Raw genomic sequence first — 21,993 nt, 5'->3', positions numbered from 1 at the left:
GGGGAGGGTGGGGGCCGGTCAGAGGCGTTCGACGACGGTCGCGACACCCATGCCGCCGCCGACGCACAGCGTCGCCAGGCCGTACCGCTTGTCCCGCCGCTCCAGTTCGTCGACGAGCGTGCCGAGGATCATCGCGCCGGTGGCCCCGAGCGGATGGCCGAGCGCGATCGCCCCACCGTTCACATTGACCTTGTCCAAGGGGAGGTCCATCTCCTCGACGAAGCGCAGGACGACGGCGGCGAAGGCCTCGTTGATCTCGACCAGGTCGATGTCGTCGATGGTCAGTCCGGCCTTGGCAAGCGCCTTGCGGGTGGCGGGCGCGGGCCCGGTGAGCATGATGGTCGGCTCGGAACCGGAGACCGCGGCGGAGACGATCCTGGCGCGCGGAGTGAGTCCGTACCGCTCGCCGGTCTCCCGGGAGCCGATGGCGACGAGCGCCGCGCCGTCCACGATGCCCGAGGAGTTGCCCGCGTGATGGACATGGTCGATCTTCTCGACCCAGTGGTACTTCTGGAGCACGACGGCGTCAAAGCCGCCCGCCTCGCCGATCGTCGCGAACGACGGCTCCAAGGCGGCCAGCGAGTCGGCGGTGGTGCCCGGGCGCATGTGTTCGTCGCGGTCGAGGACGGTGAGGCCATTGCGGTCGAGGACCGGGACGACGGAGCGGTCGAAGCGGCCGTCCTTCCATGCGGCGGCGGCCCGCTCCTGCGAGAGCGCCGCGAACTCGTCCACATCGCGCCTGGTGAAACCGCCGAGCGTGGCGATCAGATCGGCGCCGATGCCCTGCGGCGCGAAGCCCGACGCGAAGCTGGTCATCGGGTCCATCATCCAGGCCCCGCCGTCCGAGCCCATGGGCACGCGGGACATGGACTCGACGCCGCCCGCGAGGATCAGGTCCTCCCAGCCGGAGCGGATCTTGGCAGCGGCCAGGTTGACGGCTTCGAGCCCGGAGGCACAGAAGCGGTTTTCCTGTACGCCGGCGACGGTGTCGGGCAGTCCGGCGGCGACGGCCGCGATACGGGCGATGTCCGAGCCCTGGTCGCCGAGCGGGCTGACCACCCCGAGGACGATGTCGTCGATCGCCGCCGGGTCGAGTCCGGGCAGCCGACGGCGCAGCTCATGGATGAGACCGACCACGAGATCGATGGGCTTGGTGCCGTGCAGGGCGCCATTGGCCTTGCCGCGGCCGCGCGGAGTGCGGATCGCGTCGTAGACGTACGCTTCGGTGCTCACGGCGACTGCCTTTCGGAGAGAGGGACATCGGCGGATACGGAGGCGTCGTCGGCGGTGGCGGACGAAGACGGCTCCACGGGCGCGGACCGCTCCACGGACACGGACGGCTCCGGTTCGAGCGACGGCACCTTCCAGTCGCGGGCGATCTCGGCGGTGTCCGCGCCGGGCTGGGCGGGCGCGCGGCGCACCGAGCCGGGCGTGGCGGAGAAGCGGGGCGCGGGCGCGGGTTGCACGAGCCCGGCATGGCGGGTGAAGGTGCTCCGGGCGGCGAGATGCGGGTGGGCCGGGGCCTCACGCAGGGACAGCACGGGGGCGACACACGCGTCGGAGCCCTCGAAGACCGCCGTCCACTCCTCGCGTGTCTTCGTCCTGAACCGGGCCGCGACCGCCTCCCGCAGCTCGTCCCAGCGCGCGAAGTCCTTGCGGGCCGGGATCTCGTCCGCGATTCCGAGCAGCCGCACAAACTCGTCGTAGAACCGCTGCTCCAGCGGGCCGACCGCCATGTACTCACCGTCCGCGGTCTCGTACGAGCCGTAGAAGGGGCTGCCGCCGTCGAGCAGATTGGCGCCCCGGCGGTCCTGCCAGCCGCCCGCGCCCATCAGGGCATGGATCATGGTGGTGAGATGGGCGGTGCCGTCCACGATCGCCGCGTCCACGACCTGTCCCTTGCCGTCCGGTGTCCGGGCGTGCTGGAGCGCGGCGAGCACGCCGATGACCAGATACAGGGCGCCGCCCGCGTAGTCACCGAGCAGATTCGCCGGGAGCGCGGGCGGCTCGTCGGGCTTGCCGATCATCGAGAGCGCCCCGGTGACGGCGATATAGCCGATGTCGTGGCCCGCCCGGTCCGCGAGCGGCCCCTCCTGGCCCCAGCCGGTCATCCGTCCGTACACCAGACGCGGATTACGGGCGAGGCACTCCTCCGGGCCGACGCCGAGGCGCTCGGCGACCCCCGGGCGGTACCCCTCGATCAGCACATCGGCGCGCTCGGCCAGGTCGAGAACGCGGGCGGTGCCGCTGTCGGTCTTGAGGTCGATCAGCACGGAGCGCTTGTTGCGGTTCGTCAGGTCGTACGCCGGATCGATGCCGAGTCCGGCGCCGCCGGGGCGGTCGACCCGTACGACATCGGCGCCCAGATCCGCGAGGGTCATGGCGGCGAAGGGTCCCGGGCCGATTCCGGCCAGCTCGACCACGCGTACGCCGCTCAGCGGACCATTGGCTGTCGTTGTCATCGGGCCCCCAGCACTGTGACACAACTGATGTAACAGCAGTGATGCTAAGAACGTGCCGCACTCCGCACAACCCCTGTGGAAAGCAAGCGCTTGGTCGCTCGCTTCCGCTGTTCCGCGGTTATCCACAGGTCGTTTCTACAGGTCGTTTCTACAGCGCGGCGGCCGACCTGGCATGTCGGCGTACGGCCACGGGCGGCGGGCGGCTAGCCGGTCGCGTCGCGCAGCGCCCTGCGGCAGAGCGCGTCGGCGCGGCGGGTGGACTCGGGCAGGCGGTAGTCACGGGCCAGCCGCAGCGTGTGGGCGCAGGCGTTCGGCAGGCTCACACGGTGCCCGACCGAGACGAACACCGGCTTGACCCCCGGCTGGGTCCGCAGTGCCCGGCCGACCTCCTCGCCGTCGTCGGCCAGCAGCGGCGACGAGTCGCCGCGCCGGGGGCCCGGCTGCTCGTACGAGAAGGTGAACGGGTTCTTCGCCACCCCGATCACCGGCAGTCCGGTGAGCACCCCGAGATGCGCGGCGAGCCCGAAGCGGCGCGGATGCGCCAGCCCGTAGCCGTCGCAGACGACCAGGCCGGGGTCCGAGGTGAGCGCTTCGAGGGCGGCGAGAACGGTCGGGATCTCCCGGAACGCCAGCAGGCCCGGGACATACGGGAAGGCGACCCGGCCCACGGCGGTGGCCTCGTCGACCACGGTGAGCGTGGCGGCGTCGAGCACGACGGCCGCGGCCGCGACGACATCGCGCACGTCGTCGTACGCCACATCCACCCCGGTCACCAGCCCGCTGCCGGCAGGCGGCCCCGTCTCGTCGAGCACGACGCGCCCGCGCAGCTCGTCCTGAATGGCCCGCGCCTCGGCCTCGTCGGCGGGCATCCTGATCGTCGTCATGGTCACCACAGCGTAGAGGTGCGGTTCCAGGCGGCGTCAGCGTCCCTGATCTTCAGCAGCCTCATCGTCAATGGGCCTGATCGTCAGCGTCCCTGATCGTCGGCGGCCGAATGCCGGGCCCAGGCACCCGGACCGCGGGCACCGACGGGCGCCTACGAGCACCTGCGGACACGCGGAGGTTTCCAGGCCCCCGGTACGTAGGGGTAGGCGGGTGCGGGTTCGACAGCGAGGGACTCCTTGCCGATCCCGAGGCTCAGCGGGGTGTTGAGCGCCGTGGAGAACATGACGTCCGGGGCGTTGTCCGTCAGGGCGCGGCCGTTCCACTGGAGGAAGCCGTAGGAGGCGGGGGTGCCCACGGTGTAGGGCAGCATGTTGGGCAGTACGCGGGCGGCGAAACACTGGCCATAGGAGTCGGGATCCGATAGGTCAGTTCCTCCACCGCGTCGCCGTTGCCGTCGATCTTGAATTCGTAGCGGCCCTCGGGATACCAACCGCGCGGGATGTCCTCACAGGCCAGCGAGTGGGAGACGTCCATCACGAACACCGCGCCCCGCTCGCCGCGGAAGAGGAAGAAGTCGGTGATGTCCAGCCGTGGGTCCTGCCGGGCGATCGGGGGGTCGAGATGGTGCGACATGACATGCCCGCAATCCGTGGAGACCCATATGATCCGATACGACCTCATGGTGACTTTTCGACAATTTCGGCGCCCATCAAGTGACGCAGGTCACTCACCATCCGGAGCACTGATCGGGCCGCTCAGCCGTCTTTCCCTGTGGGAGTGAGCAGCGCACCCGATCCACCGTCGGTCCGGCGAAGGGGAACAGGCCATGTCACCCGTCATTGAACATGCCATACAGGCCCGGCTCGTCGCGTCCGCTCCCAGGACCGAGACCGTCGTCGTGACGCTCCGGTACGAGCCGGCCGATCCCTTCGCCGTGCGCATGTCGTTCCCCCCGCCCGCGACGCTCGAAGGCACCGAAGTGACCTGGGAGTTCTCCCGCGAGCTGCTGGCCATGGGCATGGACGAGCCGGTCGGTCTGGGCGATGTGCGGGTACGGCCCTTCGGCTACGGGCGTACGGTCCTGGAGTTCCACGCTCCCGAGGGCACCGCGATGGTCCATCTGCGCACCGCCGACCTGCGCCGCTTCCTGGACCGCTCCGAGGGGCTCGTACCGGCGGGGCGTGAGCATCTCCATCTGAACCTGGACCACGATCTGACCGAGCTGCTGCGCGACGCCTGCTGAGGCCCCGCGCCCGGCCCGGCCTCTCTCGTCCTCGCCCGGCCTCTCAATAATCGCTTTGACACCCGTCCGCCCGCCTTCCTACGGTGGGCGGCGTCCTGTTGTCGTCGATTGGAGTAGGACGTTGCTCGTCTGAGGTCCTGAGACACCGTGTCGCACAGCTTCTGGTTCCGGCTGTGCGTTCTCGTGTGCGACCTCGGCGTCGAGCCGTTCTCCCCGACCGGGACTCTCCCGTATCGCGGTGTCTCCATCCGTTGCCCCGCCGCCATCTCACCGCACTTCGCAGCAACCGGAGACCCGTATGTCCGCTTCCCTTGCCCACATCACCTGTACCGCGCTCTCCTTCGGCTGGCCCGACGGAACGAGCGTGTTCGACGGATTCCAACTGGCGGTCGGCCCCGGCAGAACCGGTCTGGTCGGACTCAACGGGTCAGGGAAATCAACCCTGTTGAAGCTGATCGCGGGCGAACTCACGCCCACCGGAGGGACGATCGCTGTCTCCGGTGACATCGGTTACCTGCCGCAGACCGTGGTGTTCGACACCTGGGTACGGGTGGACGAGGCCCTCGGCATCGCGGCGACCCGTACCGCGCTGCACGCCATCGAGGCGGGCGATCCGAGCGAGGAGCACTTCACCGCCGTCGGCGACGACTGGGATGTCGAGGAACGCTCCCGCGCCGCCCTCGATCAGCTCGGGCTCGGGCACATCGGCCTCGACCGCACCATCGGCGAGATGTCCGGCGGCGAGTGCGTACTGCTGCGGCTGGCCGCGTTGCTGCTGGCCAGGCCCGGCGTACTGCTGCTCGACGAACCCACGAACAACCTCGATCTGCACGCGCGCCGGCGGCTGTACGCGGCGGTCGCGTCCTGGTCCGGTGTGCTGGTCGTGGTCAGCCACGACCGTGAACTCCTGGAGCGCGTCGACCAGATCGCCGACCTGCGGGACGGCGAGGTGCGCTGGTACGGCGGTACGTATTCGGCGTACGAGGAGACCCTGGCCCGTGAACAGGAGGCGGCCGAGCGCATGGTGCGGGTCGCCGAGGCCGATGTACAGCGGCAGAAGCGCGAACTGGCCGACAACCGGCTCGCGTTGGCCAAGCGGGCGCGCTACGGCCAGAAGATGAGCGACAACAAGCGCGAGCCGCGCATCGTGATGGGCCTGCGCAAGCGGGCCGCCGAGGAGTCCGCGGGCAAACAGCGCGTCCTGCACACGGAGAGGCTCGCGGAGGCGAAGGAGCGCCTCGACGAGGCGGTGGAGGCGGTACGGGACGACGACGAGGTCCGTATCGATCTCCCCCACACCCGGGTCCACCCGGGCCGGAGCGTACTGAGCCTGCGCGATGTGCGGCTGCGGTACGGGGGCGGGGCGAGGGCAGGGGGCGACTCCGGCGCCGAGGACGAGGCCGAGCCCGAGGCCACGGCCGGAACCAAGCCCGAGTCCGGGGCAGGGGCCAAGGCCGGGGCAGAGCCCGGAGCCGAGGCGGGAGCCGAGGCCAGGACCGGGGCCAGGCTGGAGATCCACGGGCCCGAGCGGATCGCGCTCGTCGGGCGCAATGGCGCGGGCAAGACCACCCTGCTCCGGACGCTCGCAGGGGAGCTGGAACCGCTCTCAGGCGAAGCGCTCACCCATGTACCGCTGCGTTTTCTGCCCCAGCGGCTGGATGTGCTCGACGACAAGCTGAGTGTGGTGGAGAACGTGGCCCGCTTCGCGCCGGCCGCCACGAACAACGCGATCCGGGCACGGCTGGCCCGCTTCCTGTTCCGCGGCGCCCGCGCCGAACAGCCGGCCGGGACCCTCTCCGGCGGAGAGCGCTTCCGCGCCTCGCTCGCCGCCCTTCTCCTCGCCGAACCCGCCCCCATGCTCCTGATGCTGGACGAGCCCACGAACAATCTGGACATGGCCAGCGTCCGCCGGCTGACCGCCGCGCTGGAGTCGTACGAGGGAGCACTGATCGTGGCGAGCCACGATCTCCCGTTCCTGGAGTCGATCGGTATCACCCGCTGGCTGCTCCTGGACGGGGAGCTGCGGGACACGACCGCCGAGGAGGTACGGGAGACGCACCTGCCGTAGCCGACCGTCCTCACCCGGGCGCGGGTGCGACGCGGACCCTGGCGCGATGTGCCGGTCACACCCGCACCCCGCAACCGCGCCCGGGTCCGCACTCCGTACCCCGTATCCCGTACTCCACGCTCCGTACTCCACGCTCTCCAAGGCCCGGAAACCCGACAGAAGCTGTCGGGATTGGCCGTTAGCGTCGCCGCATGTCCAAGAACATCGTCATCACCGGTGCCCGGGAGAACAATCTCCGGGACGTGTCCCTCAGCATTCCCAAGGGCAAGATCACCGTGTTCACGGGGGTGTCCGGGTCGGGAAAGTCCTCGATCGTCTTCGATACCGTCGCCGTGGAGTCGCAGCGCCAGCTCAATGAGACCTTCACCTCGTACATCAGGAACTTTCTGCCGAAGTACGAGCGACCGCAGGTCGACGCGATCGACGATCTGTCGGTCGCGGTAGTGGTGGACCAGAAGCCGATCGGGGGGAACGTCCGGTCCACCGTGGGCACGGTGACCGACATCTACTCGGTGATCCGCGTGCTGTTCTCGCGCCATGGCACACCGAGCGCGGGTACAGCCGCCGCGTACTCCTTCAATGACCCCGCGGGGATGTGCGCCGTCTGTGACGGGGTGGGGCGGGTGGTCGCGCTCGATCTCGACCGGGCGATCGACTGGACCAAGTCGCTCGACGAGGGTGCCCTGTTGCTGCCCGGGCTCTCGGTGGGGAGCTGGGAGTGGAGTCTGTACGCGGACTCCGGGCGCTTCGACCGCACCAGACCGATCGGCGAGTACTCCGAAGAGGACCGCGAACTGCTGCTGCACGGCGCGGACTTCAAGGTCCGGCTGAAACTGAAGTCGGGTTCGGTGGACATGCGGTTCGAGGGGCTGGTCAGCCGGTTCAGCCGGCTCTTCCTCAAGCGCGACACCGCCGCCATGTCGGAGAAGCGCCGGGAGGCGGCGGCCCGCTTCACCGTGGACCGGCTGTGCGAGGCCTGCGGGGGAGCCAGGCTCAACGAAGCCGCGCTGGCGACCCGGATCGACGGTCTGAACATCGCCGACTGGGCGGCGATGGAGGTCGCCGATCTGGTGAAAGTACTGGGCCGGATCGACGATCCGGTGGCCGCGCCGCCGGCCGCCGCCGCCCGTGAGCGGCTGGAGCGGCTGGTGGGGATCGGGCTCGGCTATCTCAGTCTGGACCGGGAGACGAGCACGCTCTCCGGCGGTGAGGGCCAGCGGCTCAAAGTCGTACGCCACCTGGGAAGTTCACTGACCGGCCTCACCTTCGTCTTCGACGAGCCGAGCGTCGGGCTGCATCCGCGCGATGTGGGGCGGCTCAACGAACTCCTGGTCCGGCTGCGCGACAAGGGCAACACGGTACTGGTGGTGGAGCACGACCCGGATGTGATGGCGATCGCGGACCATGTCGTCGACATGGGTCCGAGAGCGGGGACGGACGGCGGACTGGCCGTCTACGAGGGGCCCGTCGAACTGCTCAAGGAGGCCGATACGCTGACCGGCCGCTGTCTGCGCCGCCGTACGCCGCTCAAGGAGTCGTTCCGTACGCCCGCCGGCTGGCTGCCGGTGACCGGGGCCGATCTGCACAACCTGAAGGGCGTCGACGTACGGTTCCCGACCGGTGTGCTCACGGCGGTGACCGGGGTGGCGGGCTCCGGGAAATCGACGCTGGTCTCCGGTGTGTTCACCAAGGCGTATCCGGAGGCGATCGTGATCGACCAGGGCGCGATCGGCGCCTCGTCCCGCTCCACGCCGGCCTCGTACATCGGGGTCATGGACACCGTCCGGAGGATCTTCGCCAAGGAGAACGGGGTCCGGCCGGGGCTGTTCAGCTTCAACTCCTCAGGCGCGTGCGCCGAATGCTCGGGGCGCGGGCTGATCCACACCGATCTGGCCTTCATGGATCCGGTGACCACGACCTGCCGGAGCTGCGAGGGGCGGCGCTTCCACGACGAGGTGCTGGAGCACCGGGTGAAGGGCCGCTCGATCGTCGACGTACTGGACATGACGGCGGCGGTGGCGATGGAGTTCTTCGAGGACAAGGCGCTGCTGCGGAAGCTGCGCACACTCAATGACGTCGGACTGACGTATCTCACGCTCGGCCAACCGCTCAGCTCGCTCTCCGGGGGAGAGCGGCAGCGCATCAAACTCGCCACGCGGCTGCACCGTACGGGCAGCGTGTACATCCTGGACGAGCCGACCACCGGGCTGCACATGGCGGACGTGGACACGCTGGTGGCGCTGCTGGACAGGCTGGTGGACGCGGGGAACTCGGTGATCTGTGTCGAGCACAACATGGATGTGGTGAAGCGCGCCGACTGGGTGATCGATCTCGGTCCCGACGGCGGCAAGCACGGCGGGGAGATCGTCTTCGAGGGCACACCACGCCAACTCCTGGACCACCCCGAGTCGTTCACGGCCGCGTACCTGAGGAGGGACCTGGCCGCGTGACCGGGTCGGTGGCCTCGCGGAGCCAGGGCCGGGCCTGCGCGCATGACCGAGCGTAGAGAGCCTACATCACTCCGCGTCAGGGGATTCCAGTGCAGCGGGCTTGGCCTCCGGCTTACAACGGCTTTAACCTACGGTGTCGTAACCTACGAACCCGTAGGTAAATGTATCTCCCGTCCCCAGGAGCACCCGTGGCACTCATCTCTCCCCACCTCGGCAGTACGGACGCGTGGACCGACGCCCGGCTGCTGTACGCGCTGGAGGAGGTGGTGGAGAAGGAACTCAACCGTCATCTCAAGGTCGCCAAGGACTGGATGCCGCACGAGTACGTGCCCTGGTCGGACGCCCGTAACTTCCCCGGGATATTCGCGGACGGCGAGGCCTGGGAGCCTCAGCAGTCGAAGGTCACGGACATCGGCAAGATCGCGCTCGTGGTGAATCTGCTCACCGAGGACAACCTCCCGAGCTACCATCACGAGATCGCCAGCCTCTTCGGCCGCGACGGCGCCTGGGGCACCTGGGTGCACCGCTGGACCGCCGAGGAGGGCCGCCACGGCATTGTGATGCGTGACTATCTGCTCGCGTCACGGGCCGTTGACCCGGACAAGCTGGAGAACTTCCGGATGGCGCACATGTCGGAGGGCTTCGAGTCCGACAACCGGCACTCGATGCTGCACTCGGTCGCGTACGTCGCCTTCCAGGAGCTGGCGACCAGGGTCTCGCACCGCAACACCGGCCATCAGTCGGGCGATCCGGTCTGCGACCGGATGCTGGCGCGGATCGCCACCGACGAGAACCTGCACATGGTCTTCTACCGCAATCTGCTGGCCGCCGCCTTCGATCTCGCGCCCGACCTCACCATGCGGGCCGTGCGCGATGTGGTGATCAACTTCCGTATGCCGGGGCACGGGATGCCCGGCTTCGAGCGCGCCGCCGCGCAGATGGCCATCGGCGAGATCTACAACATGCGGATCCACCACGACGACGTCCTCCAGCCGGTGCTGCGCTTCCTCAAGGTGCTGGACATCGACGGGCTGGGTCCGGAGGGGCTCCAGGCACAGGAGGAACTCGGCCTGTACATGGGCGGGTTGAACAGCGAGGCGAGCAAGTTCGACGAGAAGCTCGCCGCCCGCAAGGCGCGGATGGCGGCACGCGCCGCCGGCTGAGCCCGGCCGAGAACGGGGCCCCGTACGCGCCGGCCGAGTGCGGGCCCGTACGCGCCCCCGGGCCCGCTGTCCGGCTGGCTGTGAGGTTTCTCCGCGCCGCTCGCGGACTCCTCGTACGCTGTGCCGGATGAAGCCCGTCACACGTCTCTTCCTCATAGGCGCGCCCGTCGTGGTCGCCGCCGCCGTCATCCTCGGCGGTGGCGGCGATTCCGGGGTGCTCGCCGACAATCCGCCGTCGTACCCCGAGCACACCGGCGCGCCCAATCCGCTGGCGCCCGGGGCCCTGGAGAACGAGGAAGAGGTACGGAAACGTATCGACGCGATGCCGCCCGGACTCGCGGACCCGGAGAAGAAGGAGATCGCCGCGCGGCTCGTGGCCAGTGCGGAGAGTTCCACGCTCGACTGGCGGGGCCTGTACGGCACCATCAAGGACTTCGGGGACGGCAACGGCTATACGGCCGGGGTCATCGGCTTCTGCTCGGGCACCAACGACATGCTGCAACTGGTCGAGTCGTACACGAAGAGCCACCCGGACAATCCGCTCGCGCCGTATCTCCCCGCGCTGCGCGCCGTGGACGGCACCGACTCGCACGACGGCCTCGACCCCGGTTTCCGCGAGGCCTGGGCGCAGGCCGCCCGGTCCCCGGACTTCCGGGCCGCGCAGGACGCGACCCGGGACCGGATCTACTTCGATCCGGCGGTCCGGATGGCCAAGATGGACGGGCTCGGCACGCTCGGGCAGTTCATCTACTACGACGCGATGGTGCTGCACGGCCCGGGGCTCGATCCGCACGGCTTCTACGGGATCCGCGAGGCGGCCATGAAGCAGTCGCGGACCCCGGACCAGGGAGGCGATGAGACGGCGTATCTCGACGCGTTCCTGGACAGCGGCCGGGCCGTGATAAAGGCCGAACTGACGACGGCGCAGCGGGACTCGTCCCGTATCGACACCGCTCAGCGGGTCTTTCTACGGGACGGCAACATGGCCCTCGAACCGCCGCTGAACTGGGAAATGTACGGGGAGACCTTCCGCATCGCGGCACACTGAGGCCGGACGCGTCCGAGGTCCATCGTGCCGGGGTCCAACGTGCCCGGGGTCCATCGCACCCAGTCTCGCGCTCGGATCTTGTGCGCGGATCTCGTGCGCGGATCTCGTGCTTGAGCTTGTCGGCTCAACTCGTTGCGGTGCGGCGGAGGTTCTGGCGTTCCTTCTCGGAGAGCCCGCCCCAGACGCCGAACCGCTCGTCGTTGGCGAGGGCGTACTGGAGGCAGGCTTCCCGTCCTTCGCACGCCCCGCACAGCCGCTTCGCCTCGCGAGTGGAGGAGCCGGGGGCGGGGAAGAAGAACTCGGGACCGGTCTGGGCGCACAACGCGCTCTCCTGCCAGGAGAGTTCATGCTCGGCGCCCCGGGCCGTGGCGGTGCGGGTGGTGATGTCGGTGATGTTGATCGGCATGACCGACAGGCTGCCCGGTGGCGATAAACGATCGTTTGACGACACGTCAATGCCCCTATGGGCACCGGCGTGTCGCGACCGTGCGCACCCGTGTCAGGCGTCGCGGTCCACCCCCTGCATCACCGCGAAGCGCGCGCCGTACGGGTCGGCCAGCTTGGCGTACCGTCCCACGCCCTCGATATCGGTCGGGCCCACCCTGACCGTACCGCCCAGCTTCTTGGCCGCGGAGACCGTACCGTCGCAGTCCGTGACCGCGAAATAGAGCTGCCAGTGCGGTTCGGCGCCGGTCTCGACCGGGTCGGTGCCGAGCGTGACAAAGCCGCCGAACATGGTCTCGGAGCCGTGGCCCGCGGGGTGCATCATGCGGTACGTACCGCCGTCGGGCGTCGGCATGCTGGTGGTCTCCCAGCCGAAGACCGCGTGGTAGAAGGCGTACGCGGCGGTCTCGTCCGGTGTGTACAGCTCGCACCAGCACAGGCTGCCCGGCTCGTCGACCACGTCCAGGCCCTTGTTGCCGCGTGGCTGCCAGACCGCGAACCGGGCGCCGACGGAGTCGGTGAAGACGGCCATCCGGCCGAACTCCATGACGTCCATGGGCGTGAGGACGACGGAACCGCCCGCCTGGTGCACGGCCTTGGCGGTGGCGTCCGCGTCCGGCGTCATGAAGAACAGGAACCAGGCCGTCGGCCCCTGGTCGGTGGGCATGGGCATGGCCGCCGCGGCGGTCCTGGCGCCCAGCCGGAACATGCCGTATCCGCCGGTGTCGGGGCCCGCGGACATGAAGCTCCAGCCGAACAGACCGTTGTAGAAGGCGTTGGCGCCCTTGGTGTCCGGGGTGCTGAGTTCGACCCAGATCGGGGATCCGGGGGCAAAAGGACTCGTGAGCATGGTGCGCTCCTTCATGGGATCCCGCCGGTCCGCTGATCCCGCTGATCCGCTGCTCTGCTTGCTGATCCCGCCTGTCCTCCTGAGTCTGCCCCGGAAGCCGGGGCACCGCATGTACGGGCCGACCGGGCGCGGGTACCGCCGGCCGGCCGTACGGAACGGGAGATGCGGCGCGCACGGCAGATCCGGCACAGGAGACCGCACGACCGTGCGTTCAGTACAGTGGGGCGATGAGCACCTCGACGGGCGGGCACACGGGCGGACGGGCGAACAGGCAGGTGGAGAGCCGGTCGGGCGGGCGTGTGGACGGGCGTGTGGAGCGCGGCAACCAGACCCGGCGGCTGGTGCTGGACCGGACGATGGACATCGCCTCGGTGGAGGGGCTGGAAGGGCTCTCCCTCGGCCGTATCGCCACCGATCTGAAGCTCAGCAAAAGCGGTGTCTTCGCCCTCTTCGGCTCGAAGGAGGAGCTTCAGCTCGCGACGATCCGCGCGGCGGTCGAGGTCTTCGGCGAGCGTGTCGTACAGCCCACGCGCGCGCTGCCGCCGGGTGCCGCCCGCGTATGGGCGCTGTGCCGCAACTGGCTCGCGTACTCGGCGGACCGGGTCTTCGCCGGGGGGTGCTTCTTCTACGCCGTCTCCGCCGAGTTCGACGCGCGCGGCGGCCCGGTGCACGACGCGATCGCGCGGACCCGCGACGACTGGGTCGGCTATGTGGAACGTACGGTCGCCAAGGCGGTGAGCGCGGGCGGCTTCGCCGACGAACTGGACGTACCGCAGCTCGCCTTCGAGATCATCGCGCTGATGGAGGCGGCGAACGCCCAGTCGGTGCTGCACGGCGACGACGTGGCGTACGAGAGGGCCGGGCGGGGCATTCTGCGCAGGCTGCGCGCGGAGGCGGCCGATCCGGGGGCGCTGCCGGAGTTCCCGGATTTCGACCGGAGCCGTACGCGCCCCGGACCGGTGTCAGAGCAGGGCTGATCCGGGACGCGGCGCGGCGGCCGGCCCTTCGGGTACGTCGGCCGACTGCCCGGCCCCCGGTATGGCTGCCGACTGCCCGGCGCTGGGTGCGGTCCGCCGGCGCTCCGCGTCGGGTACTGTCGCCGGCCGTTCCGTGTCAGGTACGGTCGCCGGCTGTACCGCGCGTATGAACTCCACGGTGTCGGCGACCACTTCGGGGTCGGCGAGGATCCGCCGGTGGCCCATTCCCCGGGTGACGACGAGCCGGGCGCCTCCGCCGGGCCTGCCCTCGTACGCGCCTACAAGCGCCCGGGACTGGCTGAGCGGCACCATGTCGTCGTGCTCGTCGTGGAAGAGCAGCACGGCGGCGTCGAGCTCCTCCGGCCGGTACGTGGCGTCGAAGCGCGGCCAGAGCTCCGGCTCACCCGGGAACAGGGTCCGCTCGATACGGCGGCGCAGCTCGTCGACGACCCGCTCGCGCACCCCGAGCCCGGCGCGGAAGCCGTCGAGAATATGGCCGAATTCGGTCACTCCGCCGATGCCGACCACCCGGCGTGCCTCGACGCCGTCGCGCAGGGCGAAGAAGGTCGCGAGGACGCCGAAGGAGTGGGCCACGACCGCTTCGAAAGGGCCGTGGTCCCGGTGCAACTGCCGGATGACCGCCCGGAGTTCGATGATGTTCGTGTGCCGGCCCTCCGACGCGCCGTGCCCCGGGGCGTCGAAGGCGACCGGGCTGTATCCCTGCTCGCACAGCGCGGCGACGAGGCGCGCGAAACGCGAGGCGCGTGAGGACCAGCCGTGGACGAGGAGCACCGGCCGCGTTCCGTCGCCCCACCGGTAGGTGACGACGCGGTGGCCATGGACGGTGATCCGTCCGGTGCGGGCGGCGGCCATCACCTCGCTCTCGTCGGAGCGCGGCCGGGCGCGGCCCGTGGGGCGGCGGAAGACGGCGAGGGCGGCGCGTCCGGCGAGGCCGGGGGCGAGGTACGAGGCGGTGTTGAGGGCGGTACGGAGGAGCGCAGCCGTGGGTGACATTGCCCGGATCTCCTTGGTCGGCCGACGAAGTGGGACGATGCTAGCACGACCGTTCGTACAGTTTTGGAGTGCGACCGAGACCCTGGCACGCCGAGGCCGGGCCGGACACCAAAAGGCGGGCCGTCACCCGCCCCGAGGCGACGGCCCGCCCCAACTCGGCACCCCCGGAACCCTAGTGGCCCGAATGGCCGCCCGCGCCCTCGGCACCCTTCTTCGCATCGGCCGCGCCCATCGGGTGGTGCGGTTCGTAGCCCGGGATCGTGCCGTCCGGCTTCTTCACCAGGAGCAGACCCGCCATGCCCATGTCCGAGTGACTCTGCACATGGCAGTGGTACATCCATGCTCCCGCGCCCACATGCTCGCCCGCGAGGACCTGGAAGCCGAAGGAGTCCGCCGGGCCGGTGATCTTGGTGTCGATCACCCGGCTCGGGTCGTCGGGCCCGGTGAGCAGGCCCGTTCTGTTGTCCGCCCAGCGATGCCCGTGCATATGGAACGTGTGGTAGAACTCGCCGTGCGTGATCATGATGATCTCGACCCGCTCCCCCACCGTCGTCTCGAAGTTGGGGGCCTCGCTGCCGGACTTGTTGTTGATCGTCATGTCGTTGAAGACGATCGTGAACTGCTTGTCCGGAAGGATGTCGCCCTTCCTGCGGACGACGAGGGGACCGTAAAGCCCCTTGCGGAGACCGCCGGTGCCGTGGTCCGTACCGACCACATGGTCGTGGTAGTGCCAGTAACCGGCGCTGCCGGGCCGCCAGGTGCCGTCCGCGCGCCTGCCCGGGGCATGGGTGCGCCAGGTGTACGTACGGGAGCCGCCCGGCTCGACATGGCTCTTGTTCATCCTGGTGCCGTCGCTGGCTATGTCGAAGTCCACGCCGTGCACATGGAGACTGACATCCACATCCGTGGTGTTCTCGAACTCGATGTGGAGCGTGTCCCCCTCGTTCAGCTCGATCAGCGGGCCCGGCACCGTCGCCTTGCCCTTCTCGAAGCCGTAGCCCATCTGACCGTTCGGCAGCGCTTCGGCGTACATCTTGAGATGGCGCACCTGGCCCCCGGCGGGGGCCGTCCTGGGCGGGGTCTCGGCCGACACCGCCGTGGGCGCCGAGGCGAGCGACAACGATGTCACCCCTGTGGCCGCGACCGCACCGCCCGCCAGCAGCCGCCGGTTGAAGCTCCGTCTGTCCATGGCCATACCGACTCCCCAGTGCCGTACGGAGATTGACGGGGCGCAAGAGACCCCGGGGACGGGCACACCGTAGACCAGCCATCCATGTTTATCCACAGCCAGGACAAAGTTGGTTCGATTGCGGTTATACCTATTGGCGAGTCGCTGAAAGGGGTCTAGCTTCATTCGCTGTTGCTATGACCACAGAGGGGTGGGTGAACACATGCAGCGCGCACCACATCACCGGTCTAGATCCAGGCGCGGGATGGCCGCGGCCCTGGTGGCCGGCACGATGGCGGCGTCACTGCTCGGCGGTACCGCCGCATCGGCCAAGCCGTACCCGGAGGCGGCCTCGACAACGTTGTCCCTTCCGTCACCTCCGGGCGGAAAGAACGTCAAGGTCCTGGTTTTCCACGCCTCGGCCACTGAAGAGTCGCCAGTCGTGAATGCCGGAATCGAGGCGATCGAGACCATCGGCCTCACCGGGCCCGAGGCCGGCCGGTTCAAGACAGAGGCCACGGACGACGGTTCGGTCTTCACGAATGCGACGAAGCTGGGCAAGTACAACGCGGTCGTCTTCCTGACCGGCGGCGGCGATGTGCTCGACCCCGAGCAGGAGGCCGGTCTCGAAGCCTTCGTGGAGGCCGGCGGCGGATTCCTCGGAATCCATGACGCGGCCCGTACGGAGCCGTACTCCGACTGGTTCACCGGGCTGATCGGCGCCCGGCCGACCGGCGCCCCCACCGCCGTGCAGCGCGCGACCGTCGAGGTCGGCGACCGTATCCACCCGGCCACGAAGAATCTGCCGCTGGAGTGGAAGCGGCCGGACAAGTGGTTCAACTGGTCGGCGAACCCGACCGGCAAGGTGCACACGGTGGCCCGGGTCCGCGAGGCCAGTTACCAGCCGGGGACCGGTGCCAACGGCGCGGACCACCCGATCTCCTGGTGCCGTGACTACGACGGCGGCCGGTCCTTCTACACCGGCATGGGCGGTACGCCCGAGACCTTCGCCGAGACAGACTTCCGCGACCATCTGCGTGGCGCGCTCCAGTGGACGACGCGGCTCTCCCGCGCCGACTGCAAGGCGACCATCGACGCCAACTACACGGCGGAGCGGCTCACCCAGCCGAACCAGGCGGGCCAGCAGGACCAGATCGGCGAGCCGCACGGCCTGGTCGTCGCGCCCGACGGACGGGTGCTGTACATCGGCCGCGGCGGCGGTGACAACTCCGCTCCCGTGGTGACCGACTGGAACAACCCGGAGGTCGGCAAGGGTCTGGGCCAGATCCATGTCTACGATCCCGCCACCAAGAAGACGACGCTGGCGGGCGCGCTGACGGTCTTCGGCAACAAGGGCGGCGGCGACGAGCTGGTCAAGGTCGAGGAGGGGCTGCTCGGTATCGAGCTGGACCCGAAGTTCGAGACCAACGGCTGGGTGTATCTGCACTACACCCCGCACTCGCAGCTCAACCGCGACACCCAGATGGCCGAGCGCCGGGTCTCCCGCTTCACCCTCGACCTGGCGACCAACAAGCTGGACCTCGCCTCCGAGAAGGTCCTGCTGAAGTGGCAGGTCCAGGTGCACAGTTGCTGCCACGCGGGCGGCGGCATGGCCTGGGACTCCAAGGGCAACCTGTACATCGCGACCGGCGACAACAACTCGTCGGGCTTCAGCGACGGCTACTCGGGCAACAACCCGCAGCCGAACTACAAGGGCGTCTCCTTCGCCGACGCGCGCCGCACGGCGGGCAACACCAACAACCTGAACGGGAAGATCCTCCGGATCCACCCGGAGTCCGACGGCACGTACACCCTGCCCGAGGGGAACCTGTTCACGGGCAAGGAGATGGACGAGGGCGGCGGCAAGACCCGCGGCGAGATCTATGTGATGGGCGTCCGCAACCCGGCGCGTATCTCCATCGACAAGAAGACCGACATCCTCTACGCGGGCTGGGTCGGCCCCGACGCGGGCTCGCCGAGCACGGTGTGGGGTCCGGCGAAGTACGACACGTTCTCCGCGATCACCAAGGCGGGCAACCACGGCTGGCCGTACTGCATGGGCAACAACCAGCCGTACAGGGACCGCAATCTGCCCGACCCCAGCAAGCCGCTGGGCTGGTACAACTGCAACGCGCCGAAGAACGAGTCGCCCAACAACGACGGTCTGGTCAACCTGCCGCCGATCACGGGCAACACGATCTGGTACTCCCCGCAGGGCGGTGCCCCCGACTACCCGCGTGACGCGAACGGTGTGCCCAGCTACAAGGCCGCGGAGGCCAAGTATCTGCTGCCGTGGCTCAAGGGCGGCGGCCAGGCGACCATGGACGGCCCGGTGTACCGGTACGACGCGCAGAACGCCAGCGCCGTCAAGTGGCCGGAGTACTGGGACGGCAAGTGGTTCGTCGGTGACTTCTACGACGCGGCCGACAGCCCGCGCCACGCGGTGCTGACCGACCCCAAGACCATCGGCAAGGGCGGTCTTCCGGTGCACGCCGAGACCTTGAAGAAGATCATCCCGGTCGGCCAGGGAGGCATCCGCAACCTGATGGACTGGAAGTTCGCCCCGGACGGCTCGCTCTATGTCCTCGACTACGGGCGCGGCTTCTTCACCTCCGACTCCCAGTCCGCGCTCTGGCGTGTGACGTACAAGGGCGGTGAGCCGACCCCGGCCGCCGCCGATCTGGCGAGAAAGGCGGCGCAGTGAGACACCGATCCCATCGTTCCCCGCTCAGGTATCGGCCTCTGCGACTGTGGACGGCCCTGGTGGGCGCGTTCCTGATGATCCTGGGCCTGACCTCGACGGCCGCGTACGGCCGTGCCGTCGAGCGCCCGGACGACGCGAAGGCGGCCGCGGCCCAGGTGCTGACCTGGACGGCGGGCGACCCGATCGACCACTATCTCAGCGCCCCGACCACCGCGCTGGCCGGGCCGACCACGATCATCTTCGAGAACAGCACGGCCACCGGCAACACCACGGGCATGCCGCACACGCTGACCTTCGATGTGTCGGACCCCGAGTACAACAACGACGTTCCGCTGAACATCCTGGCCAATCCCAGTGACGCGAACGGCGGGAAGTACACGGTCGAGGTCAATCTGACCCCGGGCAAGTACCGCTTCCGCTGCTCCATCCCCGGGCACAGCCTGATGACCGGCGTGCTCACCGTGACCGAGGTCGGCCCGGGCGACACCACCGCTCCGGAGACCAACGCCACGGTGCAGGGCCAGCAGAACGCCGACGGCGCGTATGTCGGCTCCGCGACGGTCGCGGTGACGGCGACCGACGCGGGCTCCGGAATAGCGACGACGGAGTACGCGGTCGGGGCCGACGGGCCCTGGCAGCCGTACACCGATCCGGTGGTGGTCGACCAGGTCGGCAGCCATCTGATCCGGTACCGCGCCACCGACCAGTCGGGGAACGTGGCGGCGGAGAAGTCCGTCGAGTTCACCGTCGTCGCCCCGCCGACCGATGACACGACCGCGCCGGAGACCTCGGCGACCGTGAGCGGCGAGCGAGACGACGCGGGCAACTATCTGTCGATGGCCACGGTCACCGTCACCGCCTCGGACACCGGCTCGGGCGTCAACACCATCGAGTACGCGCTCGGCGCGAGCGGCGCCTGGCAGCCGTACACCGCTCCGGTGATGGTGCATCAGGTCGGCTCGCACACGGTCCGCTACCGCGCGACCGACAAGGCGGGGAACGCGGCGGCCGAGAAGTCCGTCGCCTTCACCGTCGTCGAGCCGCCGGCGAAGGACACCACCGCGCCGCAGACCTCGGCGGCCGTCACGGGCGACAAGAACGCCAATGGCGCCTTCATCACCAGCGCCAAGGTGACGCTGACCGCGACCGACGCCGAGTCGGGTGTCGACAAGGTCGAGTACTCCCTCGACGGCGGACCGTACCTCGCGTACACCACGCCCGTCATCGTCGACCGGGTCGGCTACCACACGCTCGCGCACCGCGCGACCGACAAGGCGGGCAACACCTCGCAGGCCAAGCAGGTGTCGTTCACCATCGCGCAGGGCGGCGGCGTTCCGGCGCCCAACTGCCCCGAGTACGACGAGCGGTTGACGGTCATCGTCGGTACGGTCGACTCGGGTGTGCCGAACCGGCTGACCCGTAACCGCTGCACCATCAACGAGCTGATCGAGGACGAGCGGGAGTGGACCTCGCACGCCCTCTTCCTCAAGCACGTCGACACCGTGCTCGACAAGCTGCTCGCCGACAATGTCATCGACCAGCGCGAGTTCAACAAGATCACCAGGGCCGCCAAGCAGTCCAAGATCGGGAAGCCCGGCCAGACCGAGGGCTACCGGGATCTGTTCGACGGTACGGCCGAGTCCTTCGCCAAGTGGGAGCAGGTGGGCGGCGGCAAGTTCGCGCTCTCCGGCGACGGTGCGATCACCAGCAGCACCACGGTCGAGGGCATGGGCATGCTGTGGTTCCCGCAGCGCACGTACGGGAACTTCTCGCTGAAGCTCCAGTTCCGTGACGACGCCCCGGGCAACGGCAACGCCAACGGCGGGGTCTTCGTCCGCTTCCCGAATGTCCACAACCACCCGGAGGAGTCCCGGCCCGAGTGGGTCGCCATCAACTACGGGCACGAGGTGCAGATCCTCGACCGCCCGGACGGCGACATGTACAAGACCGGCTCGATCTACGGATTCGACCGGGTGGGCCTCGGCGGTGCGGGAGTCACCCCCAAGGGCACCTGGAACGACTACGAGATCCGGGTGGTCGATCAGCACTACACGATCCTGCGCAACGGTGTGGTGATCAACGAGTTCGACAATGTGGGCGGGCAGACCTTCACGCCGCCGCGCGCCGGTGACCCGGGCACGGACGGCCGGCGGTACGCCACCGGCTACATCGGGCTCCAGGTCCACGGCACCACGGATGTGATCTCGTACCGCAACATCCGGATCCAGGAGCTGTAGCCCCCGGCTGACGGCTCACGCGTGTGTGCTGTGCCCCCTTCTCCGGCGGGAGAGGGGGGCACAGTGCTTTCCGGCAGAGTCGGCGAGCGAGAGGGCAAGGGGGTCCGGTGGAGCCGACAAGGGGGCAAGGAGGCAAGGGCGCACTGTGCCGTCCGTACCGCTTGTCGGCTACTTCTCGTCCTGCCGTTTGGCGCGGCTCGGCGCGACCCGCTTCGGTTCGCCCGGCATCTTCGGATAGTCCGGCGGGTACGGCATGTCCCCCACCCCGTCGTCCCGCTCCTGCCGGCCGGCCAGCTCCAGCAGCCCCTCCAGGCCGTACGCCTCGTCCGCCATCTCCGCGTGTACGTCGCCCACTTCGCCGAACCGCACGGGCATGGTCGCCAGATCGAAGTCCTCCGGCGCCACCTCGTCCAGTTCGTCCCAGCGCAGCGGCGCGGAGACCGGGGCGTGCGGGCTCGGGCGTACGGAGTAGGCGGAGGCGATGGTGCGGTCACGGGCGGTCTGGTTGTAGTCGACGAAGATCCGCTCACCGCGCTCCTCCTTCCACCACGCGGTGGTGACCCGGCCCGGCATCCGCCGCTCCAGCTCCCGCCCGACAGCGATGGCGCAGCGGCGCACCTCGGTGAAGGTCCAGCGCGGTTCGACCGGCACGAACACATGGAGGCCCCGGCCCCCGGAGGTCTTGGGCCAGCCGCGCAGCCCCTGCTCGTCGAGGAAGGCGCGCAGTTCGTGGGCGGCCCTGACCGCGTCCTTGAAGTCCGTGCCGGGCTGCGGGTCCAGATCGATCCGCAGTTCGTCGGGGTGGTCGACGCGGCCTCTCCGTACCGGCCAGGGGTGGAAGGTGAGACAGCCGAGGTTCGCCGCCCAGAGCACGGCGGCGACCTCGGTGGGGCAGATCTCGTCGGCGGACCGGCCGCTGGGGAACTCGATACGGGCGGTGGGAATCCAGTCGGGCAGGTTCTTGGGAGCCCGCTTCTGGAAGAAGGACTCGCCGCCGACGCCCTCGGGATAGCGCTCCAGGGTCGTGGGCCGGTCGCGCAGCGCGCGCAGGATCCCGGGGCCCACGGCCAGGTAGTAGCGCGCGACATCGAGCTTGGTGAAACCGCGCTCGGGAAAGTAGATCTTGTCCGGGCTGGACAGCCGTACGGTCCTGCCGCCCGCTTCCAGCTCCACCGCTGCACCCATGGGGGCCACGCTAGGCCGGGCGCGGGCGGAGTGCATTCGGAGCGCGGCGGGGGGTGAGCGGGGCGTGCACCGGTCTCTTGTGCGCCGCGCAGGGG

Annotated in this window: 18 protein-coding genes; 8 read left to right on the top strand and 10 right to left on the bottom strand. The window is 69.4% G+C overall.

Annotated features, from left to right (window positions below; genetic code table 11):
* Positions 1–18: 18 nt before the first annotated feature.
* The 5 genes from WH07_RS24095 to WH07_RS42225 all read right to left on the bottom strand — a co-directional run bounded on the left by WH07_RS24095 (position 19) and on the right by WH07_RS42225 (position 3,980).
* Entirely contained in the window at positions 19–1,233 is a 1,215-nt protein-coding gene (locus tag WH07_RS24095) for an acetyl-CoA C-acetyltransferase (protein ID WP_046503839.1), read from the bottom strand.
* Positions 1,230–2,462 (bottom strand): CaiB/BaiF CoA transferase family protein, encoded by a 1,233-nt coding sequence (locus WH07_RS24090; RefSeq protein WP_079023508.1) that lies wholly within the window; start codon positions 2,460–2,462, stop codon positions 1,230–1,232. The genes WH07_RS24095 and WH07_RS24090 overlap by 4 nt, the downstream gene beginning before the upstream one ends.
* 203 nt (positions 2,463–2,665) lie before the next feature.
* A complete protein-coding gene (locus WH07_RS24085) occupies positions 2,666–3,346 on the bottom strand; it encodes an endonuclease V (protein WP_046503853.1) in 681 nt (226 codons plus the stop codon).
* A gap of 152 nt (positions 3,347–3,498) precedes the next feature.
* Positions 3,499–3,717 carry a hypothetical protein gene (locus WH07_RS40490; RefSeq protein ID WP_046503836.1) on the bottom strand — a complete coding sequence of 73 codons (219 nt, stop codon included), beginning with the start codon at positions 3,715–3,717 and terminating at the stop codon, positions 3,499–3,501.
* Entirely contained in the window at positions 3,651–3,980 is a 330-nt protein-coding gene (locus WH07_RS42225; RefSeq protein WP_198533880.1) for a DUF4331 family protein, read from the bottom strand. Before WH07_RS42225 ends, WH07_RS40490 begins: the two co-directional genes overlap by 67 nt.
* Positions 3,981–4,173: 193 nt before the next feature.
* Between WH07_RS42225 and ssgD the strand changes: the two genes are divergently transcribed.
* The 5 genes from ssgD to WH07_RS24055 all read left to right on the top strand — a co-directional run bounded on the left by ssgD (position 4,174) and on the right by WH07_RS24055 (position 11,319).
* The gene (ssgD, locus tag WH07_RS24075) at positions 4,174–4,590 is read left to right on the top strand and encodes a spore wall synthesis regulator SsgD (RefSeq protein ID WP_046503833.1); all 417 of its coding nucleotides are present in this window, start codon (positions 4,174–4,176) and stop codon (positions 4,588–4,590) included.
* 298 nt (positions 4,591–4,888) lie between these two features.
* Positions 4,889–6,658 carry an ABC-F family ATP-binding cassette domain-containing protein gene (locus tag WH07_RS24070; RefSeq protein ID WP_046503829.1) on the top strand — a complete coding sequence of 590 codons (1,770 nt, stop codon included), beginning with the start codon at positions 4,889–4,891 and terminating at the stop codon, positions 6,656–6,658.
* 191 nt (positions 6,659–6,849) lie between these two features.
* Positions 6,850–9,108, top strand: a complete 2,259-nt coding sequence (locus WH07_RS24065; RefSeq protein ID WP_046503826.1) for an ATP-binding cassette domain-containing protein — start codon at positions 6,850–6,852, stop codon at positions 9,106–9,108.
* A 188-nt stretch (positions 9,109–9,296) separates the two neighbouring features.
* The gene (locus tag WH07_RS24060) at positions 9,297–10,271 is read left to right on the top strand and encodes an acyl-ACP desaturase (RefSeq protein WP_046503823.1); all 975 of its coding nucleotides are present in this window, start codon (positions 9,297–9,299) and stop codon (positions 10,269–10,271) included.
* 127 nt (positions 10,272–10,398) lie between these two features.
* On the top strand, positions 10,399–11,319 hold the full coding sequence (locus WH07_RS24055; protein WP_046503821.1) for a chitosanase: 921 nt from the start codon (positions 10,399–10,401) through the stop codon (positions 11,317–11,319).
* Between the two features lie 124 nt (positions 11,320–11,443).
* Here WH07_RS24055 and WH07_RS24050 read toward each other — a convergent pair whose 3' ends face one another.
* The gene (locus tag WH07_RS24050) at positions 11,444–11,725 is read right to left on the bottom strand and encodes a WhiB family transcriptional regulator (RefSeq protein WP_046503818.1); all 282 of its coding nucleotides are present in this window, start codon (positions 11,723–11,725) and stop codon (positions 11,444–11,446) included.
* 93 nt (positions 11,726–11,818) lie between these two features.
* Positions 11,819–12,613, bottom strand: coding sequence for a VOC family protein (locus WH07_RS24045; protein WP_046503850.1), 795 nt, complete (start codon positions 12,611–12,613; stop codon positions 11,819–11,821).
* Between the two features lie 227 nt (positions 12,614–12,840).
* Here WH07_RS24045 and WH07_RS24040 point away from each other — a divergent pair, with 227 nt between their 5' ends.
* Positions 12,841–13,590, top strand: coding sequence for a TetR/AcrR family transcriptional regulator (locus tag WH07_RS24040; RefSeq protein WP_107073651.1), 750 nt, complete (start codon positions 12,841–12,843; stop codon positions 13,588–13,590).
* Here the strand turns inward: WH07_RS24040 and WH07_RS24035 are convergent.
* On the bottom strand, positions 13,576–14,604 hold the full coding sequence (locus tag WH07_RS24035) for an alpha/beta fold hydrolase (protein ID WP_063775816.1): 1,029 nt from the start codon (positions 14,602–14,604) through the stop codon (positions 13,576–13,578). The two genes, WH07_RS24040 and WH07_RS24035, sit on opposite strands and share 15 nt — an antisense overlap.
* A 172-nt stretch (positions 14,605–14,776) precedes the next feature.
* On the bottom strand, positions 14,777–15,793 hold the full coding sequence (locus tag WH07_RS24030; protein ID WP_046503842.1) for a multicopper oxidase domain-containing protein: 1,017 nt from the start codon (positions 15,791–15,793) through the stop codon (positions 14,777–14,779).
* Between the two features lie 202 nt (positions 15,794–15,995).
* On the opposite strand from WH07_RS24030, the gene WH07_RS24025 reads away from it, so the two are divergent.
* Together WH07_RS24025 and WH07_RS24020 are read left to right on the top strand one after the other, a co-directional pair.
* On the top strand, positions 15,996–18,476 hold the full coding sequence (locus WH07_RS24025) for a ThuA domain-containing protein (RefSeq protein ID WP_046503815.1): 2,481 nt from the start codon (positions 15,996–15,998) through the stop codon (positions 18,474–18,476).
* A gap of 74 nt (positions 18,477–18,550) precedes the next feature.
* The gene (locus WH07_RS24020) at positions 18,551–20,713 is read left to right on the top strand and encodes an OmpL47-type beta-barrel domain-containing protein (RefSeq protein WP_408645918.1); all 2,163 of its coding nucleotides are present in this window, start codon (positions 18,551–18,553) and stop codon (positions 20,711–20,713) included.
* A gap of 168 nt (positions 20,714–20,881) precedes the next feature.
* Here the strand turns inward: WH07_RS24020 and ligD are convergent, their stop codons facing one another.
* Positions 20,882–21,898, bottom strand: coding sequence for a non-homologous end-joining DNA ligase (gene ligD, locus WH07_RS24015; protein ID WP_046503808.1), 1,017 nt, complete (start codon positions 21,896–21,898; stop codon positions 20,882–20,884).
* Between the last annotated feature and the right edge of the window lie 95 nt (positions 21,899–21,993).

Origin of the sequence: Streptomyces odonnellii (genome assembly GCF_000981895.1) — a bacterium.
Classification (GTDB): domain Bacteria; phylum Actinomycetota; class Actinomycetes; order Streptomycetales; family Streptomycetaceae; genus Streptomyces; species Streptomyces odonnellii.
Note: the sequence above shows the minus strand (reverse complement) of the source record. Positions and strands in the feature narration are given on the sequence as shown.